At 72.8% G+C, this 21,175-nt stretch carries 19 protein-coding genes and 1 pseudogene; 9 read left to right on the top strand and 11 right to left on the bottom strand.

Going from position 1 to position 21,175, the window contains the following annotated elements; all coding sequences use genetic code 11:
- The first annotated feature begins 52 nt into the window (after positions 1 to 52).
- The gene (gap, locus tag DEJ46_RS02050) at positions 53 to 1,051 is read left to right on the top strand and encodes a type I glyceraldehyde-3-phosphate dehydrogenase (RefSeq protein ID WP_150263868.1); all 999 of its coding nucleotides are present in this window, start codon (positions 53 to 55) and stop codon (positions 1,049 to 1,051) included.
- Positions 1,052 to 1,372: 321 nt separating this feature from the next.
- The gene (locus DEJ46_RS02045; protein WP_223834454.1) at positions 1,373 to 2,221 is read left to right on the top strand and encodes an alpha/beta hydrolase family protein; all 849 of its coding nucleotides are present in this window, start codon (positions 1,373 to 1,375) and stop codon (positions 2,219 to 2,221) included.
- 73 nt (positions 2,222 to 2,294) lie between these two features.
- Here DEJ46_RS02045 and DEJ46_RS02040 read toward each other — a convergent pair whose 3' ends face one another.
- The 3 genes from DEJ46_RS02040 to DEJ46_RS02030 are packed head-to-tail and all read right to left on the bottom strand — an operon-like array spanning position 2,295 to position 5,022.
- A complete protein-coding gene (locus DEJ46_RS02040) occupies positions 2,295 to 2,792 on the bottom strand; it encodes a GerMN domain-containing protein (RefSeq protein ID WP_150263867.1) in 498 nt (165 codons plus the stop codon).
- Positions 2,789 to 4,330 (bottom strand): sensor histidine kinase, encoded by a 1,542-nt coding sequence (locus DEJ46_RS02035; RefSeq protein WP_223834453.1) that lies wholly within the window; start codon positions 4,328 to 4,330, stop codon positions 2,789 to 2,791. The genes DEJ46_RS02040 and DEJ46_RS02035 overlap by 4 nt, the downstream gene beginning before the upstream one ends.
- A complete protein-coding gene (locus tag DEJ46_RS02030; RefSeq protein ID WP_150263866.1) occupies positions 4,327 to 5,022 on the bottom strand; it encodes a response regulator transcription factor in 696 nt (231 codons plus the stop codon). The genes DEJ46_RS02035 and DEJ46_RS02030 overlap by 4 nt, the downstream gene beginning before the upstream one ends.
- A gap of 134 nt (positions 5,023 to 5,156) precedes the next feature.
- Here DEJ46_RS02030 and DEJ46_RS02025 point away from each other — a divergent pair, with 134 nt between their 5' ends.
- The 4 genes from DEJ46_RS02025 to DEJ46_RS02010 are packed head-to-tail and all read left to right on the top strand — an operon-like array spanning position 5,157 to position 8,804.
- Complete coding sequence (locus tag DEJ46_RS02025; RefSeq protein ID WP_150263865.1) at positions 5,157 to 5,843, top strand: hypothetical protein; 687 nt, start codon at positions 5,157 to 5,159, stop codon at positions 5,841 to 5,843.
- Positions 5,840 to 6,919, top strand: coding sequence for a peptidoglycan-binding domain-containing protein (locus tag DEJ46_RS02020; protein ID WP_150263864.1), 1,080 nt, complete (start codon positions 5,840 to 5,842; stop codon positions 6,917 to 6,919). Before DEJ46_RS02025 ends, DEJ46_RS02020 begins: the two co-directional genes overlap by 4 nt.
- Positions 6,916 to 7,614: an ABC transporter ATP-binding protein gene (locus DEJ46_RS02015; protein ID WP_150263863.1), complete on the top strand. Its 699-nt coding sequence runs from the start codon at positions 6,916 to 6,918 to the stop codon at positions 7,612 to 7,614. The genes DEJ46_RS02020 and DEJ46_RS02015 overlap by 4 nt, the downstream gene beginning before the upstream one ends.
- Positions 7,611 to 8,804, top strand: coding sequence for an ABC transporter permease (locus DEJ46_RS02010; RefSeq protein WP_150263862.1), 1,194 nt, complete (start codon positions 7,611 to 7,613; stop codon positions 8,802 to 8,804). The genes DEJ46_RS02015 and DEJ46_RS02010 overlap by 4 nt, the downstream gene beginning before the upstream one ends.
- 84 nt (positions 8,805 to 8,888) lie before the next feature.
- Here DEJ46_RS02010 and katG read toward each other — a convergent pair whose 3' ends face one another.
- Positions 8,889 to 11,102, bottom strand: a complete 2,214-nt coding sequence (gene katG, locus DEJ46_RS02005; protein ID WP_150263861.1) for a catalase/peroxidase HPI — start codon at positions 11,100 to 11,102, stop codon at positions 8,889 to 8,891.
- Positions 11,103 to 11,308: 206 nt separating this feature from the next.
- On the opposite strand from katG, the gene DEJ46_RS02000 reads away from it, so the two are divergent.
- Positions 11,309 to 11,719: a Fur family transcriptional regulator gene (locus DEJ46_RS02000; RefSeq protein ID WP_055639589.1), complete on the top strand. Its 411-nt coding sequence runs from the start codon at positions 11,309 to 11,311 to the stop codon at positions 11,717 to 11,719.
- A gap of 85 nt (positions 11,720 to 11,804) precedes the next feature.
- On the opposite strand, the gene tpx is transcribed toward DEJ46_RS02000, so the two are convergent.
- The gene (gene tpx / locus DEJ46_RS01995) at positions 11,805 to 12,305 is read right to left on the bottom strand and encodes a thiol peroxidase (RefSeq protein ID WP_150263860.1); all 501 of its coding nucleotides are present in this window, start codon (positions 12,303 to 12,305) and stop codon (positions 11,805 to 11,807) included.
- Positions 12,306 to 12,665: 360 nt separating this feature from the next.
- Between tpx and DEJ46_RS01990 the strand changes: the two genes are divergently transcribed.
- Together DEJ46_RS01990 and DEJ46_RS39605 are read left to right on the top strand one after the other, a co-directional pair.
- The gene (locus tag DEJ46_RS01990; protein WP_223835425.1) at positions 12,666 to 13,823 is read left to right on the top strand and encodes an alginate lyase family protein; all 1,158 of its coding nucleotides are present in this window, start codon (positions 12,666 to 12,668) and stop codon (positions 13,821 to 13,823) included.
- A 385-nt stretch (positions 13,824 to 14,208) separates the two neighbouring features.
- Positions 14,209 to 14,310, top strand: a pseudogene (locus DEJ46_RS39605) (M23 family metallopeptidase); the annotation flags it as partial.
- A gap of 127 nt (positions 14,311 to 14,437) precedes the next feature.
- Here the strand turns inward: DEJ46_RS39605 and DEJ46_RS01980 are convergent.
- The 6 genes from DEJ46_RS01980 to DEJ46_RS01955 are packed head-to-tail and all read right to left on the bottom strand — an operon-like array spanning position 14,438 to position 21,174.
- A complete protein-coding gene (locus tag DEJ46_RS01980; protein ID WP_150263857.1) occupies positions 14,438 to 15,631 on the bottom strand; it encodes an NADase-type glycan-binding domain-containing protein in 1,194 nt (397 codons plus the stop codon).
- A gap of 4 nt (positions 15,632 to 15,635) precedes the next feature.
- On the bottom strand, positions 15,636 to 16,205 hold the full coding sequence (locus DEJ46_RS01975) for a phage tail protein (RefSeq protein WP_150263856.1): 570 nt from the start codon (positions 16,203 to 16,205) through the stop codon (positions 15,636 to 15,638).
- Entirely contained in the window at positions 16,202 to 18,196 is a 1,995-nt protein-coding gene (locus tag DEJ46_RS01970) for a putative baseplate assembly protein (protein ID WP_150263855.1), read from the bottom strand. Before DEJ46_RS01970 ends, DEJ46_RS01975 begins: the two co-directional genes overlap by 4 nt.
- An 11-nt stretch (positions 18,197 to 18,207) precedes the next feature.
- Positions 18,208 to 18,606: a GPW/gp25 family protein gene (locus DEJ46_RS01965; RefSeq protein ID WP_150263854.1), complete on the bottom strand. Its 399-nt coding sequence runs from the start codon at positions 18,604 to 18,606 to the stop codon at positions 18,208 to 18,210.
- A 13-nt stretch (positions 18,607 to 18,619) separates the two neighbouring features.
- Positions 18,620 to 20,437 (bottom strand): VgrG-related protein, encoded by a 1,818-nt coding sequence (locus DEJ46_RS01960; RefSeq protein WP_150263853.1) that lies wholly within the window; start codon positions 20,435 to 20,437, stop codon positions 18,620 to 18,622.
- Positions 20,434 to 21,174 (bottom strand): LysM peptidoglycan-binding domain-containing protein, encoded by a 741-nt coding sequence (locus DEJ46_RS01955; protein WP_150263852.1) that lies wholly within the window; start codon positions 21,172 to 21,174, stop codon positions 20,434 to 20,436. Before DEJ46_RS01955 ends, DEJ46_RS01960 begins: the two co-directional genes overlap by 4 nt.
- Position 21,175: the final 1 nt, after the last annotated feature.

Below are 21,175 nucleotides of genomic sequence, written 5' to 3'. Positions count from 1 at the left end.
CGGATTTCGTACGCGAGTCTGGGTCGCAACGGAACCGAAGGGACACCCGCTCATGACCCGCATCGCCATCAACGGATTCGGCCGCATCGGACGCAACGTGCTGCGCGCACTGCTCGAGCGCGACAGCGACCTCGAGGTCGTGGCCGTCAACGACCTCACCGAGCCCGCCGCCCTCGCGCGGCTGCTCGCCTACGACACGACGTCCGGTCGTCTGGGCCGTCCGGTGACCGTCGAGGGCAACACCCTCGTCGTCGACGGCCGCCGTATCACCGTGCTGGCCGAGCGTGAGCCCGCGCAGCTGCCCTGGGCCGAGCTGGGCGTCGACATCGTGCTCGAGTCGACCGGCCGCTTCACCTCGGCCAAGGCCGCTCGCGCCCACATCGACGCGGGTGCCAAGAAGGTCCTCGTCAGCGCGCCGGCGGACGGCGCCGACGTCACGCTCGCGTACGGCGTCAACACCGACGCGTACGACCACGAGCTGCACACCATCGTCTCGAACGCCTCCTGCACGACCAACGCGCTCGCGCCGCTGGCCTCGGTCCTCGACGACCTCGCCGGCATCGAGCACGGCTTCATGACGACGGTCCACGCCTACACCCAGGAGCAGAACCTCCTGGACGGCCCGCACCGCGACGCCCGCCGTGCCCGCGCCGCCGCCGTGAACATCGTGCCCACGACGACCGGCGCCGCCAAGGCCATCGGCCACGTGCTGCCGAACCTCGACGGCAAGCTGTCGGGCGACTCGATCCGCGTCCCCGTCCCGGTCGGCTCGATCGTCGAGCTCAACACGACCGTCGCCCGCGACGTGACCCTCGAGGACGTCCTGGCCGCCTACCGCGCCGCCGCGGAGGGCCCGCTCGCCGGCGTGCTGGAGTACTCGGACGACCCGCTGGTCTCCTCCGACATCACGGGCAACCCGCACTCGTCGATCTTCGACTCGGCCCTCACCCGCGTCGAAGGCCGCCACATCAAGGTCGTCGCCTGGTACGACAACGAGTGGGGCTTCTCGAACCGCGTGATCGACTCGCTGGAACTCCTCGCGGGCCGCTGACGGCAGACCTCGGCCCGGCAGGCCCGCACACCTGCCAGGCCCTCCCGAGAGCGCTCCGGCCCCCGGCCGGAGCGCTCCGCCGTTTCCGGAGCGGCTTGCTGGCAGAGGCCCGTCCCGCGGGATTGGGCAGACGCCCAGTCCGGCCGTGGCAGCTCTGGGCTCCTGCCGGGGGACAGCTGTGCCGGGGACCCCGACCATGGGCACGGGTCGCGATTGCGAGGACGCGCAACGCGCCGTATCCGTGAAGGAGTTCCTGTGTCAGAGATGTCGGGGAAGTCAGGGAGGACGGGGAAGCCGGCGGTGCCGGGGAGATGGGGGCGGGTGCTCGGCAGCGCCCTTCTCGCCGGCGCTCTGGCGGCCGTCGTCACGCCGGGCGGCGCCGCCGCGGCGGAGGAGCCGACGGGCAGGATCGCCTCGCTCGGCACCGACTGGGGGCAGACCGGCCCGTACGAGGTGAACGTCGACATCGGGGTCGTGCACACCTTCTACTACCCGCGCGACATGGGCCGGTCGGGGGAGCGGCACCCGGTCGTCATCTGGGGCAACGGCACCGGCGCCGTTCCGGGGATCTACAGCTCGCTGCTGCGGCACTGGGCGAGCCAGGGCTTCATCGTCGCCGCCGCCAACACCCCCACCTCGAACTTCGCCATCAGCATGCGGGCCGGGATCGACGTGCTGGAGAAGTGGAACGCGGACAGCGGCAGCGCCTTCCACGGCAAGGTGGACCTCGAACACATCGGTTCCGCCGGCCACTCGCAGGGCGGCGCGGCGGCCGTCAACGCCGCGATCGACCCGCGCGTCGACACCGCCGTCCCCATCCAGCCGGGTCCGATCACCAGCCCCGACCTGATGGACGAGCCCGTCTTCTACCTGGCCGGCCAGCGGGACCTCACCGTGTGGCCCGCCCTGGTGAAGGCGCTCTACCGGGACTCGGGCCACGTCCCCGCCGTCTACGGCGAGGTCCGCGGCGCCGGACACCTCAGCTCCATCGGCGACGGCGGGGACTTCCGCGCCCCGACCACCGCCTGGCTGCGCTTCTGGCTGATGGGCGACGAGCAGGCCCGGGGCGTGTTCTTCGGCCCCGGCTGCGGCTACTGCGGGGACGACGACCTCTGGTCGGGCTGGGACCGCAACGCCAAGGCGCTGCAGATCCCCGGCCCCTCGGCCTGACCCGCGCCGCCGCGCCGCCGTGCCCCGTACGTCACGGCGGAGCGCGGGTGAGACCCGCCCCTCCGGGCGGGCCTCACCTGTCGAGGAACTCCGCGCACCGGTACGGTCCCAGGACCGGCCCCTCCGTCGGCCGCACGGTGACCTCGACGTCGTCCGTGCCGACCTCTGGTTCGAGGACGGACTGCGCACGCGCCAGCGTGCACACCAGCTGTCCCGTGCCCTGGTCGCGCCCCGACAGCGGGTACGGGCCGTCCATGCGGATCGTGACGCGCGCCCCCGTCCCGCTCACCGTGTAGCCGCCGAGCTCCTGCACCAGCGAGGTGAGCCCGGCGCGCTGCTCGGCGGGACCGGGGCCCTGGGCGAGCAGCTTCACCACCGAGTTGAGGTCCCTCGACCGCGGGTCCAGCAGCGGCACTCCGCGCAGACCGGTGTCGGAGGCGTAATAGAGCCGCATCCCGCGCGTCAGCCCCGAGGCGGGCTCGCCCGCGCGTATCACTCCGGTCGGCTGGACACCGCAGCCGACGAGGGCGAGCGCCAGCGAAGCGACCGCGACTCCATGACGGACCTTCACTCCGCGTCCTCCCTGGTGGACCGGTCGTCCGACCACAGGTCGTCGTCCGTACGCCGTTCGTCGTCCGTACGCCGCAGGGGCAGGCGCAACGTGAACACCGCGCCGCCCTCCGGCCCGCTGCCCGCGTCGATCGTGCCGCCGTGCAACCGGGCGTTCTCCAGCGCGATCGCCGTGCCGAGTCCGCTGCCCTGCCCGCTGTCGTCGGCCGCGCCGCGCGTGCGGGCCGCGTCCGCCTTGTAGAAACGGTCGAAGACCCGTTCCCCGGCGCCCGGCGGCAGCCCCGGACCGTGGTCGGCGACCTCCAGCGTCACCCACTCCCCGTCCTCCGTGACCGTCGTCCCGAGGGTCACGGTGACCGGCGGGGCGCCGTGCCGCAGCGCGTTCCCCACCAGGTTCGCCACGATCACGTCGACGCGGCGCCGGTCGACCCTCGCCCTTACGCCCTCGGCGAGGTCCGTCCGCACCCGGTCCGTCCAGCCGCGCAGCGCCAGTGAGGCCCGTACGGCCTCGGCGAGGTCCGTCTCGGCCGCGTTGAGCCGTACCGCCCCCGCGTCGAAGCGGGAGATCTCCATCAGGTCCTCGACCAGCCGGGACAGCCGGGCCGTCTCCGCACCGACCGTGCGGGCCGCGCGCGCCGCGTCCGGCGGCAGCTGGTCGGCGTCCTCGTCCAGCACCGTCGCCACCATCGTCATCGCCGCGAGGGGCGTGCGCAGCTCGTGCGAGACGTCCGCCACGAACCGGCGTGCCTTCGCCTCCTGTTCGCGCAGCTCCGCGTCGGAGGCCTGGAGGGCGTCGGCGGTGTCGTTGAAGGTCCGCGCCAGGTCGGCGAGTTCGTCGTGACCGGTGACGGCGACCCGGCTGCCGAGGTCGCCGGCCGCGAGCTCCCGCGTCGCCCGCCCCAGCTCCCGTACCGGACGGAGCACCGTCCGCGCGGCGAGCAGGGCCAGGACGGCGGCGAGGAGCACCACCGGGACGACGCCCGACCGCACGGAGTCGAGCAGCGCGGCGGTGTCGTCGCGCTCGGCCCGCAGGTCGGTGATCGAGAAGACCTCCAGGCCGGAGGCACGGCGGTCCCCGTCGGCGTACGTCACCGGCATGCCGACGGCCAGATAGGGCTCGCCCCGCCACGTCACCCGCTGGAACCGCGCCCCCGACCCGGTGCGCACGGCGGCCCGGAGCCCGGTGGTGATCCGCGCCTCCGTGTCGGCGAGCGAGTCGGAGACGGCGACCAGGTCCTGGTAGCGGGCGACCACGATGCGGCCGCCGATGCCGTCGGAGACCTTCGACGCGAACCGGGACAGGGCGCGCTGGTCGGGTGGTACGTCGAAGTCGGCGGCGACCGCGGTGACCCGCTCCCGCAGGTCGTTCACGGCGGCGTTCTGGGTGCGCTGGAGCACGGCCGTCCGAGCGTCCCGGTAGGCGAGCGCGGTCGAGGTCACGGCGCTGAGCAGCGCGACGACGACGAAGGCGACGACGAGCCGGGTGCGCAGCCCGCCGACGAGCCGGCCGCCCCGCGACCACCCGGAGCGTCGGCTCACAGCGGTCCGAAGCGGTAGCCGAAGCCCCGCACCGTCTGCACGTACCGCGGCTTCGCCGGTACGTCCTCCAGCTTGGCCCGCAGCCGTCCGACCGCCGCGTCCACGATCCGGGAGTCGCCCAGGAAGGTGTGGTCCCAGACGGACGCGAGGAGCTGCTCGCGGCTGAACACCCGGCCGGGGGAGGCCGAAAGCTCAAGGAGGAGCCGCAGCTCCGTGGGCGGCAGCGCGACCTGGACCCCGCGCTTGGTGACGGTCAGCCCCGCGCGGTCGATGACCAGCCCGGCCGGGTCCGGCCCCGTCCCGCGCACCGGACCGGAGGGTTCCGCCCGGCGCAGCGCGGCCCTGATGCGGGCTTCGAGGACGGGCGCGGTGACCGGCTTGACCACGTAGTCGTCGGCGCCCGCCTCCAGGCCCGTCACGATGTCCCGGTCGTCGCCGCGCGCGGTCAGCATGATGACCGGCAGCGTGGCGGTCCGCGCGCGGATCCGGCGGCACACCTCGAAGCCGTCGATGCCGGGCAGCATCAGGTCGAGCACGGCCAGTTCGACCCGCGCGCCGCCCGGGCCGTCCAGCAGGGAGAGCGCCTGTTCGCCGGTGGCCGCCGTGTCGACGTCGTACCCGTGCCGGCGCAGCACGAGCTCCATTCCGTCCCGTACGGACGCGTCGTCCTCGATGAGCAGTACATGCGGCATGGGATCGATTATGAGCACGCCCACGACCGATCCGGGGCCGGGGCCGGGAGCGGATGCGCAGGTCGGGGGCATTGTTACGTTCTCATCATGTGGCCATGGACAGGTCATCACGTGGCCTGGCGAGGATGGAGCCCATGAACCCCACCACGACCTCCCGTGCCACCGGCCGGCTGCGCCTCACCGTGCTCGCCGCGCTTCCCGTCCTCGTCCTCTCGGCGGCCTGCGGCGCCGGTGCCGACAGCGCCGGTGGTACGGCGAAGAGCGACGAGATCGCCTCCGTGCCGGACACCCCGTCGGCCTCGCGCCCGGGCGGCGGCAGCGACGACGGAAGCGACGGCGGCGGCGGCGACGCCGGCGCCCCGAGCGCCGCGCCCGCCGGGAAGAGCGCCTTCTACGACGCCCAGCTGAAGTACGTCCAGTGCATGCGTGTCAAGGGCGGCTACAAGGACTACCCGGACCCGAAGCTCAGCGGGCACCTCGACTGGACGAAGATCGAGGAGATCTCCTCCCGGCCCGGCCAGAACGAGGCCGCCAAGGGCGGCAGGAACGGCGTCTGCGCCCCCGAACTCCAGCGGGCCATGCTGGCCGAGCCCAAGCGCGACCAGCAGAAGGACTACGAGTCGATGCTCGCGCACGCCAAGTGCATGCGGGACAACGGCGTCTCCCGCTTCACCAACCCGACCATGAGCGGCGGCAACGCCCAGCCGGGCGGCGACCCGAACCCGGCCTCGCCGGTCATCGACACGAACTCGCCGGCGTACAAGCAGGCCCGCGAGGCGTGCCGGACGACGCTGCTCGACGGTCTGGACGGCATGCAGTGAGGCGCCGCTCGGCCCTTCTCGTGCTCGGCGCGACGACCGTCGCCGCCGCGGTCACCGGGGGCGTCCTCCTCCTCGACGGCGGCGGGCAGGCCGACGCGACCGGCAAGGGCGGCGACCTGCCGCCCGCCACCGCGACCGTCGTCCGCACCGACCTCGTACGCTCCAAGACGGTCGACGGCACGCTCGACTTCGCCCAGCGCCGCGTCGTCAAGTCCGCCGTCGAGGGCACGGTCACCGTCGCCGCCCCGGAAGGGAGGACGCTGACCCGGGGAGAGGCCCTGTACGAGCTGAACGACAAGCCCGTCACCCTGCTCTACGGGCCCGTCCCCATGTTCCGCGAGATGAAGCCGGGCGACCGGGGCAGCGACGTCCTCCAACTGGAACGCAACCTCCGCGAACTGGGCTGGGGAGCGCACCTGTACGTCGACACGCGGTACGGCAAGGACACCGAGGCCGCCGTCAAGCAGTGGCAGAAGTCCCTGAACCGCGAACCGACCGGACGGGTCGGCAAGGGCGACGTCGTCTTCCAGCCCGGCAAGATCAGGGTGGTCTCCGCCGACGCGGCCCTCGCCGACCAGGTCGCCCCGAACGGCGCCGTCCTGACCGTCGCCTCCACCCGGCCCGTCGTACGGGCCCGACTGGACCAGTCCGACGGGGCGCTCACCTCGCGCGGCACCAAGGTCGAGGTCACCCTGCCGAGCGGGAAGACCGTGGCCGGGCGGGTCGACGGGACCGTACGCCCCGAGGGCGCCGCACCCGACGGCGGCGGGGGCGCCCAGGACGGCATCACGGTCGAGGTCGTCCTGGACGGCGGGGCGAACACCGCGAGCGGCGAGGACGCCAAGGCGTCCGCGAGCGTGAAGTTCGTCAGCGAGGCGCGCAGGGGCGTCCTCACGGTCCCCGTCGAGGCGGTCCTCGCTCTGCGCGGCGAGAACGGCGGCTACGGCCTCCAGATCGTCCGGGGGACCGGATCGACGACCGTACGCGTCGAGACGGGCATGACCGCCGACGGACGCATCGAGGTCAGCGGCCCGGACCTGAGCGAAGGCCTGCAGGTCGGGGTGGCGGTCTCATGACACCGGCCCCGGTCATCGAACTGCGGGACGCCGGCAAGGCGTACCCCGGCGGCGTCCACGCCCTGCGCGCGGTGAACCTCACCGTCGACGAGGGTGAACTCCTCGCCGTCGTCGGCCCGTCCGGCTCCGGCAAGTCAACGATGCTCAACGTCATGGGCACCCTCGACAAGCCGACCACGGGCACCGTCCGCGTCGCCGGGTACGACGTGTCCGCGCTCTCCGACTCCCGGCTCTCCGCCCTGCGCGCCCGGCACATCGGCTTCGTGTTCCAGCAGTTCCACCTGGCGGCGGGCCGCGACGCGGTCGACAACGTCGCCGACGGGCTGCTGTACGCGGGCGTACCGCTGAAGGAACGGCGCACGCGCGCGCGTGAAGCGCTCGCCCGGGTACGGCTCGACCACCGCGGCTCCCACACGCCGAACGAGCTCTCCGGTGGCGAGAAGCAGCGCGTGGCCATCGCCCGCGCCCTGGTGAAGGAGCCCCGGCTGCTGCTCGCGGACGAACCGACCGGGGCGCTGGACAGCGCGTCCGGCGAGATCGTCATGGAGCTCCTGCACGAGCTGAACGCGGCGGGCACCACGATCTGCGTGATCACCCACGACAACGAGATCGCGGGCTCGCTGCCGCGGCGGGTGCGGTTCAAGGACGGCGGGATCGTCTCGGACACCCGCGGGGGAGCGGGGGCGGGTTCATGAAGCGTGACCTCAGGCCCTCCCGCCTCGCTCCGCGCGACGTCCTGCGGGTCGGCGCGGTCGGCCTGCGCGCGCGTCGCGCGCGCGTGGTGCTCTCGGCGCTCGGCATCGCCATCGGCATCGCGACCATGGTCGCGGTCGTCGGCCTGTCCGAGTCGAGCCGCGCGGACCTCATGGCCCGGCTCGACCGCCTGGGCACCAACCTCCTCACCGCCGAGGCGGGCAAGGACGCCCTGGGACAGGAGACCAAGCTGCCCAGGAACGCCGTCGCGATGGTCGAACGCATCGGACCCGTGCAGCACGCCACGGCCACCGGCGACGTCGACGCCCGCGTCCGTCGCAGCGACGTGGTCCCCGAGGAACGGACCGCGGGCGTCACCACGCAGGCCGCGGGCATCGACCTGCTGTCCGCGCTCGGCGGCGAGGTGGCGGAGGGCGTGTGGCTGGACCGGGCCCGTGAACGGCTCCCGGTGACGGTCCTGGGCGCGGTGGCCGCGGACCGCCTCGGCATCACCCGTACCGGCGAGACGATCATGATGAACGACACGCGGGTGGTCGTCGTCGGCATCCTCGCGCCGCTCGAACTGGTCCCCACCCTGGACCGGGTCGCCCTCGTCGGATTCCCCGCAGCCGAGCGCCACTTCGGCTTCGACGGTCACCCCTCGACCGTCTTCGAGCGTTCCACGGACGCCTCGGTGGAGGAGGTACGGGCGGTCCTGGCCCGCACCATCAGCCCCGGCGACGAGGGCGGAGTCAAGGTCTCCCGTCCCTCGGAGGCGCTGGCCGCCAAGGCCGCGACCGACGAGGGCCTGACGACCCTGATGCTCGGCCTCGGAGCGGTGGCCCTGCTCGTCGGGGGCGTGGGGGTCGCCAACACCATGGTCGTCTCCGTCCTGGAGCGCCGCCAGGAGATCGGCCTGCGGCGCTCGCTGGGCGCGACCCGCAACGCGATCCGGCTCCAGTTCCTGACCGAGTCACTGCTCCTGTCCGCCCTGGGCGGCGCGACGGGCGCGCTCCTGGGGGCGGCGGCGACGTACGCCTTCGCCCGGGTCCAGGGCTGGACGGCGGTGGTCCCGCCCTGGTCGCTCGCGGGCGGCCTGGCGGCGACGCTCCTGATCGGTGTGATCGCGGGCCTGTACCCGGCGATCCGCGCCTCCCGGCTGCACCCGACGGTGGCGCTGAACGCGAGCTGAACGAGAGCGGTACGCCGGTACGGTGCGTCCCGCAGGCCGACGGACCGGCCTGCGGGACACACCGACAGGATCACGCGACGGGGATCAGAACCGGTCCAGCTCCATCACCTTGTCCCACGCCGACACGAAGTCGGTCACGAACTTCTCCTTCGCGTCGTCGCTCGCGTAGACCTCGGCCAGCGCGCGCAGCTCGCTGTTGGAGCCGAAGACCAGGTCGGCGCGGGTGCCCGTCCACTTGACGGCGCCCGTGGCGGCGTCGCGGCCCTCGAAGAGGTTCGCGTCCTCGGACGTCGCCTTCCAGACCGTGCCCATGTCGAGCAGGTTGACGAAGAAGTCGTTCGTCAGGGAGCCCGGGGTGGTCGTGAGGACGCCGTGCTTCGACTGCTGGTGGTTCGCGCCCAGCACCCGGAGGCCGCCGACGAGGACCGTGAGCTCGGGGGCGCTCAGGGTGAGCAGGTTCGCCCGGTCGACGAGCAGGTACTCGGCCGGGAGGCGGTTGCCCTTGCCGAGGTAGTTGCGGAAGCCGTCGGCCACCGGCTCGAGCGCGGCGAAGGACTCCACGTCGGTCTGGTCCTGCGCGGCGTCCACCCGGCCCGGCCGGAAGGGGACCTCGACAGCGACGCCGGCGTCCTTCGCGGCCTGCTCGACGCCCGCGGCGCCGGCCAGCACGATCAGGTCGGCGAGCGAGATCCGCTTGCCGCCGCTCTGCGCGCCGTTGAACGTCTCCCGGATGCCCTCCAGGGTGCGGAGCACCGTGGCGAGCTGGTCGGGGTCGTTGACCTCCCAGCCGGCCTGCGGCTGGAGACGGACGCGGGCGCCGTTGGCGCCGCCGCGCTTGTCGCTGCCGCGGAAGGACGAGGCCGAAGCCCAGGCGGTGGAGACCAGCTCGGAGACCGTGAGGTCCGAGGCGAGGACGCTGCTCTTGAGGGCCGCGACGTCCGAGGCGTCCACGAGCTCGTGGTCCACCGCGGGCAGCGGGTCCTGCCAGAGCAGGACCTCGGAGGGGACCTCCGGGCCGAGGTAGCGGACCCGCGGGCCCATGTCACGGTGGGTGAGCTTGTACCAGGCGCGGGCGAAGGCGTCCGCGAACTGCTCGGGGTGCTCGTAGAAGCGCCGCGAGATCTGCTCGTACGCCGGGTCGAAGCGCAGCGACAGGTCGGTGGTGAGCATCGTCGGGAGGTGCTTCTTCGACGCGTCGTGGGCGTCGGGGATGATCGCCTCTGCGTTCTTCGCCACCCACTGGTTCGCACCGGCCGGGCTCTGGGTGAGCTCGTACTCGTACTCGAAGAGGTGCTTGAAGAAGTCGTGGCCCCACTGCGCGGGAGTGGTGGTCCAGGTGACTTCGAGACCACTGGTGATCGCGTCGGCGCCCTTGCCGGTGCCGTACGAGTTGGCCCAGCCGAAGCCCTGCGCCTCAAGGGGCGCGGCCTCGGGGTCGTCGCCGACGTTCTCCGCGGGGCCGGCGCCGTGGGTCTTGCCGAAGGTGTGGCCACCGGCGATGAGGGCGACGGTCTCCTCGTCGTTCATCGCCATGCGGCGGAACGTCTCGCGGATGTCGCGGGCCGCGGCGACCGGGTCCGGGTTGCCGTTGGGGCCCTCGGGGTTGACGTAGATGAGGCCCATCTGGACCGCGCCGAGCGGGTTCTCCAGCTCGCGGTCACCGGTGTAGCGCTCGTCGCCGAGCCAGGTGGTCTCGGGGCCCCAGTAGACGTCCTCGTCGGCCTCCCACACGTCGGCGCGGCCGCCGGCGAAGCCGAAGGTCTTGAAGCCCATCGTCTCCAGGGCGACGTTGCCGGTGAGGATCATCAGGTCGGCCCAGGAGATGTTCTGGCCGTACTTCTTCTTGACCGGCCACAGCAGACGGCGGGCCTTGTCCAGGTTGCCGTTGTCCGGCCAGCTGTTGAGCGGCGCGAAGCGCTGCTGGCCCGCCCCGGCGCCACCGCGGCCGTCGCTGATGCGGTACGTACCGGCGCTGTGCCAGGCCATCCGGATCATGAGCGGGCCGTAGTGGCCGAAGTCGGCGGGCCACCAGTCCTGCGAGGTGGTGAGCACCTCGGCGATGTCCCGCTTCACGGCGGCGAGGTCGAGGGAGTTGAACGCCTCGGCGTAGTCGAACTCCGCGCCGAGCGGGTTCCCCACGACGGGGTTCGTGGCGAGGATCTTCAGGTTGAGCCGGTTCGGCCACCACTGGCGGTTGCCGCCGCCCTGGGTCGGGTGCGCGGCGCGGGTGTGCGCGACGGGGCAGCCACCACCCTCCGCCTTCGCGTCTCCGACGATTGCTTCGTGGTTCTCAGACATGCGGAATCCTTCCGGACCTGGCGGATCACGGTGCTCAGGAAGTGTGACGACAGGCGCGGGATGGTCGGTCACGTCGCCGTCTCCCGCCGTGCTGGAGTCTTCCTGTCCCTTGGCCATCAACAGAACAGATCCTACGATGGACGTAGTCCAAGTCAAGAACCCCGCCAATTTGTCCGACGGCCGGCGCCCCGAAGAGGTGAGTAGACATGAGTGACCTGCTCGAGCGACTGCGAGCACGAGGCTGGCGGATGACGTCCCAGAGGCGTGTCGTCGCGGAGGTCCTGGCCGGCGACCACGTACATCTCACCGCGGACGAGGTGCACGCCAGGGCCGTTGCCCGGCTGCCGGAGATCGCGCGGGCGACGGTCTACAACACGCTGGGCGAGCTGGTCGCGCTGGGGGAGGTGGTGGAGCTCTCCACGGACGGGCGGGCGAAGCGCTACGACCCGAACGCGCACCGCCCGCACCAGCATCTGGTCTGCTCGGACTGCGGCATCATCCGCGACGTCCATCCGACGGGAGACCCGCTGGCCGTCCTCCCGCCCGGCGAGCGGTTCGGCTTCAGCGTGTCGAAGGCCGACGTGACGTACCGGGGGCTCTGTCCGGCCTGCTCCTGACGCCCTGGTGCGACGAAAGGCGACGGTAGACGCAGAGGAGCCCCTCCGCCGGTGTCCGGCGGAGGGGCTCCTCTGTGTTCGGGGACTACTTGAGGACCGAGAGGGCCTCGTCGTAGACGGGCTCGTCGGCGATCTCGCCCACGAGCTGCGCGTGCAGGACGGTGTCGTTCTCGTCGAGGACGACGACGGCGCGCGCGGTCAGGCCGGCCAGCGGGCCGTCCGCGATCTCCACGCCGTAGTTGGTGTGGAACTCACGGCCGCGGAGCGTCGAGAGGTTCTTGACGTTCTCCAGGCCCTCGGCGCCGCAGAAGCGGGCCTGGGCGAAAGGCAGGTCGGCGGAGATGCAGAGCACCACGGTGTTGTCCAGCTGGCCGGCCTTCTCGTTGAAGGCGCGGACGGAGGAGGCGCACGTGGGGGTGTCGACGCTCGGGAAGATGTTGAGGATCTTGCGCTGGCCCGCGAAGTCCTTCAGCGACTTGTCGGCCAGACCCTCGGCGACGAGCGTGAAGTCGGGAGCCTGGCTCCCGAGGGGCGGCAGGGCGCCGTTGACCTGTACGGGGCTGCCCTTCAGCGTGACCTGGGCCATGGGAGATCTCCTTCGGACGGTGTGAGTGGCAACGCGGAAGATCGTACGGCGTGCGGACCTCGAGAAACGACTCGGGCCGCCGGGGCGAGTCCCATGGCCGGTAGCGGGGGTGGGTACACCTGTGTTCACGTACGTAAACTTCTGGGCTTCCTTGGGGATTCTCGACAGCACCGGATCGATCGATCCTCGGTCGGTATTCGCTGAACCACAAAGCTTGACGGCACTGGTTCAGACCTTTAGGTTCCCGACTCGACGGCCGTCCCCCGTTCACATACATGAAGAAGGGGTAACTCCTTGCCCAGATGGCGCGATGCATCCCGCACGGCACGCATCCGAAGGCGTTCGCTGTACGCCGCACCCCTGCTCCTCGTCACCCTCCTCGCCACGCTGCTCGCCGGGCCCGCCGGCGGCCGCGCCGAGGCGGCCCCCGCGACCTTCGTCCACCCCGGCGTCCTGGTCTCCCGGGGGCAGCTCGACTTCACCCGGGAGAAGGTCGACGCCGGGGCGCAGCCCTGGAAGGGTGCCTTCGACCAGATGATGGCGAGCAAGTACGCCTCGCTGTCCCGCGTCCCCAAGCCCCGCTCGGTGGTGGAGTGCGGCTCGTACTCGAACCCGAACCTCGGCTGCACCGACGAGCGCGAGGACGCCATCGCCGCGTACACGCTCTCCCTCGCCTGGTACATCACGCGCGACGGCCGGTACGCCCAGAAGGCGATCGAGATCATGGACGCCTGGTCCGCCGTGATCACGGACCACACCAACTCCAACGCGCCGCTGCAGACCGGCTGGGCGGGCTCCTCCTGGCCGCGCGCCGCCGAGATCATCCGCTACACCTCCACCGCCTGGCCGCAGGCCCGCGTCGACCGCTTCAAGACGATGCTGCGCACGGTCTACCTCCCCGAGGTGACCAACGGCTCCCACTCCAACGGCAACTGGGAGCTCAGCATGACCGAGGCGGCGATCGGCATCGCCGTCTTCCTCGAGGACCGCGCCGCCTACGACAAGGCCGTGGCCAAGTTCCGAGGCAGGGTCCCCGCGTACATCTACCTCACGAGCGACGGCGCCCTCCCCAAGGCGGCACCCGGCAGCGGCCTCGACACCCGCGACGAGCTCGTCCGGTACTGGCAGGGTCAGACCACCTTCGTCGACGGGCTCACCCAGGAGACCTGCCGCGACCTCACCCACACCGGCTACGGCCTGGCCGCGATCTCGCACATCGCCGAGACGAGCCGCATCCAGGGCCAGGACCTCTACCCCGAGGTCGCCGACCGACTGCGCCACGCCCTCGGCCTGCAGGCCAGGTACGAACTCGGCGAGCCGGTCCCGGGCTGGCTCTGCGGCGGCACCCTCCGCGACCACCTCGGACCGGTCACCGAGGTCGGCTTCAACGCCCTGCACCACCGCATGGGGTACGCGATGACGAACACGCAGCGGCTCACCGAGGCCGACCGCCCGGCGGGCACGAACAACCTCTTCGTCGCCTGGGGGACCCTGACCCACGCGGCCAACCCACGCTGAGGCAAGGCCCTTCCACGGGTCTCCTTGTGCCGGTCCGTCGGCCAGGTTGGCATGCGCATGTAATGGATGGGGGAAGGCGCGTGCGCGCGGTCCCCACCCGGGGAGAACCTCGCACGCGTCGGCACGCCGAGAACCCGTCGGCACGCCGACCGTCCGGCACAACCTGACGCCACGCGCCGCACGCCCCGCGGCGCGTGGCGTCAGGCCACTCACCGCGGGGTGCATCGTGAGGTCCACCTTGATCACCACCACCGCGGCGGCGGACTGCTCGGGTCGGCACCGGCTGGACCCACGACGGAGTCGGCCACGACGGACACGGCCACCTGCGTCGGCCGGCAGTGCGCCTACGTGCTGCCGCACGGGAGCGAACTCGCGGGGCGTGGCGGCCGGAGCGACCGTGACGCCAGGCCAGTACCTCGGGGAGTCGGGCAACACCGGGCAGTCCACCGGCCCCCACCTGCATTTCGAGGTCCCCTCGGCGGGGTGAAGTGGTGCCCGCAGCCCGTGCTCCCGGGCCTCTACGACGGAGCGAGCCCCCAGTCGCCCGGCGCCCTCCCCACCGGCGGCTGCTCGTACTGAGCCCCCACCGCATCCCCTGATGCCTCGGCTCAGAATCAGGAGACGGACCGGCCGAAGAACTCCAGCTCCGCGACGGCCACCTGCTTGCGCGGGTCGGCGCGCCAGGCGGTGCGCAGCACGAGGCGCACCGACAGGGCGTCGCGCACCCGCAGGTCGACGCGCTGGGTGCCGCCGTCGTTGATGAGGTGGTGCGAGACGCGGGTCTCGCCCGAGGCGTCCTTGACCATGAGGTCGAAGGTGCGCGGGGTCGCCTGCCCGTCCGCCTGCGTGGTGTTCTTCGCGCTTCCGGGGGTGATCAGCACGGACAGGAGATCGGTCGGCTCGGCGAATCCGGCCTCCAGGTACTGACCCGCCGAGTCGCCCGCGTAGCCCGTGCCCCACCAGGTGTTGGAGTATCCGTCGCCCGCCAGCTTCGGGTCCTGCTTCGGCGCGGAGTGGGAGGCCACCCAGGAGACGGGGTGCACCGGGACCCGGGTCGCGAAGTGGTCCTGGACCGCGCGGGCGGCGGGCGGGCCGCCGACGACACCGCCCACCACCACGGCGACGACCGCCGTCGCGATCAGTGCGCGCACCAGCAGGCGGCCCCGGTCCCGGGTGAGCCCGGGCCGCCGGCCCGCGTACGGACCCTCGGCCGTGGAGAGCCGCTCGGGGACCATGGGCGTCGCGCAGTGCCGGCAGAAGTGGCGGCCCGGCGTGTTCGCCAGCCGGCAGGCCGGGCAGGGGGTGCCGCCCTCGACGGGCGCGGGCGCCTCGGCCGCCCTCGGCACGGGCCGCGCGGCCTCGGGGCGCGCGGGGAGCACCGGAGCGGCGACGGCCGGCTCCTCGGGCCTGCTTCCCGGTACCGGGACGAGGAGGGACCGTACGGCGGTGTCCGAACGGTCGTCGGACGCCGGGCTCGTCTCGGAGTCCGGGGCCGTGGCAGGCGCCGGGGCCGGAGTCGGGGCCACGGCGGGCAGGGGGGTCGTGGTCTCCTCCGAGCGGGCGGCGGCCCGGACGTCCGTGTCGTCCGTGTCGACCGCGTCGTCCGTGCCGCGCTCGGCAGGGCGCGACGGGGACTCCTCCGGTCGGGCGGTGTTCGCTTCCTCGCGGTCGGAGGTCGGGTCCGGCGCCGCCGTCGTCGGGGCGTCCCAGCGGAGGAAGGCCCCGCAGCTGTCGCAGAACGACTGGTCCGTCGCGCGGACCGGGCTCGCGCAGTCCGGGCAGGGGCGGGACAGGGGCGCGTCACTCATGGGGTCAAGCTCCTTCGGGAGTACGGGAAGTGGTCACCGAGACCGTGAACGGCAGGTGCGCGGGGCGGGCCGCGCCCACGACCGCACGCAGTCGGTGCGGGTCCACGGCGGTCGGGTCGGCGACCCGGAGGGCGACGTGCAGCCCGGCCTCCGGCGCCCCGGGGAACGGGCCGAGCGGGCGGGCCGACCAGCTCGCCCCACCGCTCTCGGTGATCTCCGGCGGGACGCCGAACGCGAGCCGGACCGCCGCCGCGAGACCCTGTCGGGTGCCCCGGACCCGGTGCAGCGCCACGGCCGAGGCGACGGCGTGACGGCGCAGCGGAAGCGGCTCCGTACCGTCCAGCTCGGCGCCGACCCAGGTCGCGAGGTAGTCCACGAAGTCGGCCGGGGCGAGCGCGGGCGAGAAGTACGCCTCCAGCGAGTCCAGGACGTTGAAGAGCGGGGCGAGGACCACGTCCAGGCCCGCCACGAACCGCTGCCCGAAGTCGTCCTCGGCGTACACGGCGGGCAGCGCCGCCCCCAGCGGGTACGGGGTCGCGAGCCCCGGGACCGTACCCCGCGCGGATCCGCTCACCGCGCCTCGATGACACGCACGCGGTGGTCGAACGGGAACAGCAGCGCGGACGGCGCCAGCTCGATCCGGTCCGTCGTGTCGCCCCGCCGGCCCGTCAGCGGATCGGCCGGATGCAGCAGGACCTCGTCCACCAGCTCCACGCCCGGCACCCGCTGGAGCGCCGCGAAGACCTCACCGGCGCGGAGCGGACGGCCGAACGGCCAGCCCTCGCCGTGCGCTCCGCCCGTCAGCGGGTCCAGGTACGCGTACAGCACGTCCAGCGCCTCGGCCCGTACGCGCTCCGCCTCGGCCGCCCGGAAGGAGTGCAGCGTCGCCACCACCGTCACCCCCTGGTAGAACGGCGGGCCCACGGCGAGCCGGGTGCCCAGCGGGCGCCGCTCGTCGAGGAACCCGGTGACCCGCGACAGCAGCTCGTCGCCCGGCACGAGCTGCTCGAACCGCAGCCGGCCGCCGCGGTCCGGCACCGCCTGCGGGACCACCAGGACCCGGACCGCGTTCTCGCCCGCCTCGGCCGCGTCCGCCGCCAGGCAGGCGATCCGCGCCGCCTCGGGCGCCGCCCGCCGCGCCAGCTCCTCGTAGTCGCGGGCGGTGACGGCCCGCTCCTGGGCCCGCAGCGTGATGGGCGCGCGGGCCTTGGCCTCCTCGACCGTCTCCCCGTCGACCCCGCCACGCGCCGCCTCACGGTTCTCGACCCGCGCGATGTACGGGATGGAGCTGCGGAGCACGGTGATCGTGGAGCGGGCCACATTGCCCGCCCGGCCGCCCCCGGTGCCGTACCGGGCCGCGCGGATCGCCGCGCCCTTCGGCGGCACCGCGCCGAACTGCCGCAGCGTGCCGTCCGGTTGGCGCACGCACGGCCCGAAGGCGATCTCGCCGGTGGTCGCGTCCAGCGTGTAGTGCCGGTCTCCGGGGCGCGAGGAGGCGAAGTCGCGGACGACGGTCCACTCCTCCCAGCCGCCCTCGGGGTCCTCGTCGTCCCCGCCACCGCCGCCCGCCGCCCGCTCCGCGACCTGGAGGAGCAGCGGCGGCCGGTCCACGACCGGCGCGTGCGCCAGCCGCACCCGCTGCCCGGGGACGCCTTCGGACTCGCCCAGCTGCTCGCTCCGCACGGTCTCGGCGTGGGCCGCGCGGACCGTGCCGCCGATGGTGAACGCGCCCGCCGCCCGCACGGTCGGCGACTCGCTGTAGGACGGCAGCCCCTCGGCCGGGTCCACGACCCGGCAGCGCACCCAGCCCGCCGTGTGCCCGCCGAGACGGGAGACCGCGTGCCCCGACGGCATGTGCAGCACCACCTCGCCCGGCCGGTTGAGCCCGCCCGTGGAGTCCTCGTCGACCTCGCACTCCGTCCACCCCTCGGCCGCCGACCACGCCTCCCACACGAGCGGGGGGCGGCGCGGGTCGACGCCGACGCCGTCGACCCGGCTGTCCAGGTCGAGGACGAGCACACAGTCCGGCACGGCCGCCGACAGCCCCAGGAGCAGCAGATCGCCGACGCGCGGCAGAGGAGAGAAGGCAGGGACGTCCTCGCCGCCCCGGAGGTCCTGCGAGCGGTCCTCCGGCGTCCCCCCGGCCTCCTGCCGCAGCAGGTGCGTCAACGCGCAGGGCACGACGGTCAGATCGGCGCTCGTCGCGAAGACGACGGCCTCCTCCGTCTCCGTACGGCCCGTGGAGACCTCCGTACCGGCGGGCAGCAGCACCGGCTCGGGCTGCGGCGCGGAGAGCCGGAAGGTGATCTCGGCGCGGGCTGCGGCGGGCGGGAACAGCGTCACGCCGAGGAGGTCCAGAAAAGCCAGGTGGTTCTTCTCCGGGACCCGGTTGAGCCGGTAGACGAGCTGGTCCGCCATGTGCGCGACCGCCTCCACCAGGGTCACGCCCGGGTCCGAGACGTTGTGGTCGGTCCACTCGGGGCACGCCTGCTGGATGTAGCGCTTGGCGTCGTCGACGAACTGCTGGAAGCGGCGGTCGTCGAGATGGGGTGCGGGCAGGGCCATGGGTGGCTCTTTCAGTCCTCGGAGGGGATGACGTAGAACGGGAAGACGAGATTGCGCGGGTTGTTGGCACCGCGCACCCGGTAGCGGACGTCGATGTGGAGCGTGGTCGGATCCGTGGGCGCGGGAGCGACCGTGACGTCCTCCACCTCGATGCGCGGCTCCCAGCGGTCGAGCGAGGACATCACCTCGTACCGGACCCGGCCCATCGTCGCGTCGTTCACCGGGGAGAACACCAACTCATGGACCGCACAGCCGAATTCCGGCCGCATCGGCCGCTCGCCCGGCGCCGTGGCCAGCACCAGACGCATCGACTCCTCGATCTCTCGGTCGCGCCGGACGAGCGCGATGGAACCACTCGGACCCGTGCGCAGCGGGAAGGCCCAGCCGGCGCCGACGAAGTGCTCACTCAAGGGACGGTCCTCCTCAGATCAGCGGCGCGGCCGCGGCGACGGGGTTGGGCAGCGGGAGGGTCGAGGTGTTGAAGAGGGGGCTGTTGACGGCGACCTGGGTCAGCGCCGAGACCTTGAACTTCAGGCCGGCCTTGATGTCCACGCCGCGCCCCGCGTCCAGGGTGATCAGCCCCTTGGCGGAGAGCGTCAGATCCGTCCCCGACTCGACCGTCACGCCCCTCGCTCCCGAGATGGTGACCGTGCCGTCGCTGTCGATGGTCAGCGTGGTCCGCGCCTCGTTGAGCTCGACGCTCAGTCCCCCCTTGGCCGTACGCAGCCGGATGCCGTGCGAGGCACGCGTCCGGCCGACCTCCTCGCGCAGCTCCACCGTGTGACCGGTACGGGACGTCAGAGCCCGCCACTGGGCCCGCCCGCTCGTCGGATCGACCGGCGGCACCCGATCCGTGGCCGGGGTGTGCCGGTCGACGCCGTTGTACAGCCCCGCCAGGACGTAGGGGTGCTCCAACGACCCCCGGTCGAAGGCGCACAGCACCTCGTCGTCCACCTCGGGGAGGACGAGACCCCCGCCCCCGCGCCCGCCGAGCTGGGCCACCCGGCACCAGCCGCTCTCGTACGTCGCCGACAGCCACGGGAAGCGCAGTCTGACCCGGCCGAGCGACAGCGGGTCCTTGGTGTTCGTGACCAGCGCCACCGCCACGCCCGGCATCGGCGGCGCCGGTTCGCCGCCGCCGGAGGCCGTCCCGTACAGCGAACGGAACTGCCGCCCGGACACGGTCAGCCAGGTCGTGAACTGCCGCCCCGACGCGAAGACATGACGCACACCGGTCGCGGTGTAGCGACCCTCGAAGGGGAAGCCCGCACCCTTCACGGCCACCGGCTGACCCGGCTTCAGCGCGGGATTGCCCGTGACGGAGACCTCGACCTCCGCGAACGACCCGGTGACGTCGTCCGCGAGCGCGGCGGCGGCCTGCGCCACCTCCGACTGCGTCGTGAACGGCGTACCGGTCGCCGCGAGTTCGGCCGGACCGAAGGGTGCGGCGAGCTGTGCGGGAGTGATGTCGGAGACGATGTCCCGGCTCGCGACGGCGGGCGTCGGCGCGGCCAGCGCCTGCTTCGTCCGGGGGTCCCAGCCCCGCACGTCGACCTTCCCGACCTGTCCGGCGGCCGTGACCGAGACCCGGCTGTGCAGGGTGTTGGAGCCGAAGTCCAGGACGTACGGGCTCTGCGCCGCCGGAGTCGTGTCCGCAGGCGCGCCGGAGGCAGGGGGCAGAGCGGCGAAGACGAGCCGGCCCGCCGGGTCGAGGGAGAGCCTGACGTCGTTCTCGCGCGCCAGCCGGGACAGGAAGTCCCAGTCGGTGATGTTGGGCTGGGTCGCCAGCTCGTACACGGTCGGCGTGGCGTCGACCTTGCCGAGCGGGATCCGGTTCAGCGCGGCGAGCTTCCGGACGATGTCGGAGGCCGTCATGTTCGGATAGCCCTCGACACGCCGGCTGCGCAGCAGACGGTGCCCGGGGTCGTAACCGCGCACGATCAGGTACCGGCCGTGGCCGGGTGCCGTGTCCACCTCGACGGCGGTGACCTCGCCGGTGAGCATGGGCTCGCCGAGCCGCCCGTCGGCGAACGGCGACAGCACCGCCATGGCCCCGACCTTCAGGTACGGGAACTTCGTGGTGAGCGTGCCGTCCTTGTCGCTGAAGGTCAGCTGGAAGGCGGAGGGGACGTTGACGCTGGCGTCCACCCAGCCCTCGGTGAGACGGACCGCGAGCGGGTCCGGGAGCGGCGTGCCGTCGAGTTGTACGTGCAGGACGGTGGTGAAGGTCTTCTCGCTCATGAGGTGCCCTCGGTCTCCGGCGTTTCGGTGGTGGACGGGAGCAGCAGTTCCGTGCCGGGGCGCAGCCGCATCGGGTCGTCGATGCCGTTCGCGTCGGCGATGACCCGCCAGCGGGTCGCGTCGCCGTACTCCCGCCAGGCCAGGGAGGCCAGGGAGTCCCCGGCGACCGTGCGGTGCACCCGACGGGCCGAGAGCGCGCCCGAGGTCGGGTTCTGCCCCTTGGTTGCGGTGGAGATCTCGGTGAGGGAGAGCGAACAGGTGGCGCGGATCGGAATGCCGCTGGGGCTGAAGAGGGTGTAGGTCGCCGAGACGGAGGTGACGTACGCGACGAACCGCACCGTCGAGAACGACCCCCAGGAGAACTTCACCCACGGTGGCGACGGCGCCATCGCGGCGATGCTCTGCCGGGTCACCTCGCAGCAGGACAGCAGCAGTTCCACCTGCTGCTGCACGTCGTTGGAGGTCGGGTCGTCGGAGCGGTCGAGGAAGACCTCCACCTGCAGCTGGGCCGGCTGGCTGCCGGTGAACTTCGGCGGTGCGCCCCGCGTGTACGCGACGGCCGGCTCGGTGTGCCAGTTCGCCGACCGGCTCAACTGCAGCTGGTCCGGGTTGAACTGGAACTTCACCTCGCCCAACTTGCCGCCGATGGAGCCGCCGAGGTCGGTGGGCGGCTGATGGATGGCGAGCGAGGCGCGCGAGAGCCCGCGCGCGGCAAGGGCGCCCAGGATGCCGGCCATC

Source organism: Streptomyces venezuelae, assembly GCF_008642375.1.
Lineage (GTDB): Bacteria > Actinomycetota > Actinomycetes > Streptomycetales > Streptomycetaceae > Streptomyces > Streptomyces venezuelae_G.
The sequence above is the reverse complement of the archived record's forward strand: the minus strand, read 5'-3'. Positions and strand labels throughout refer to the sequence as shown.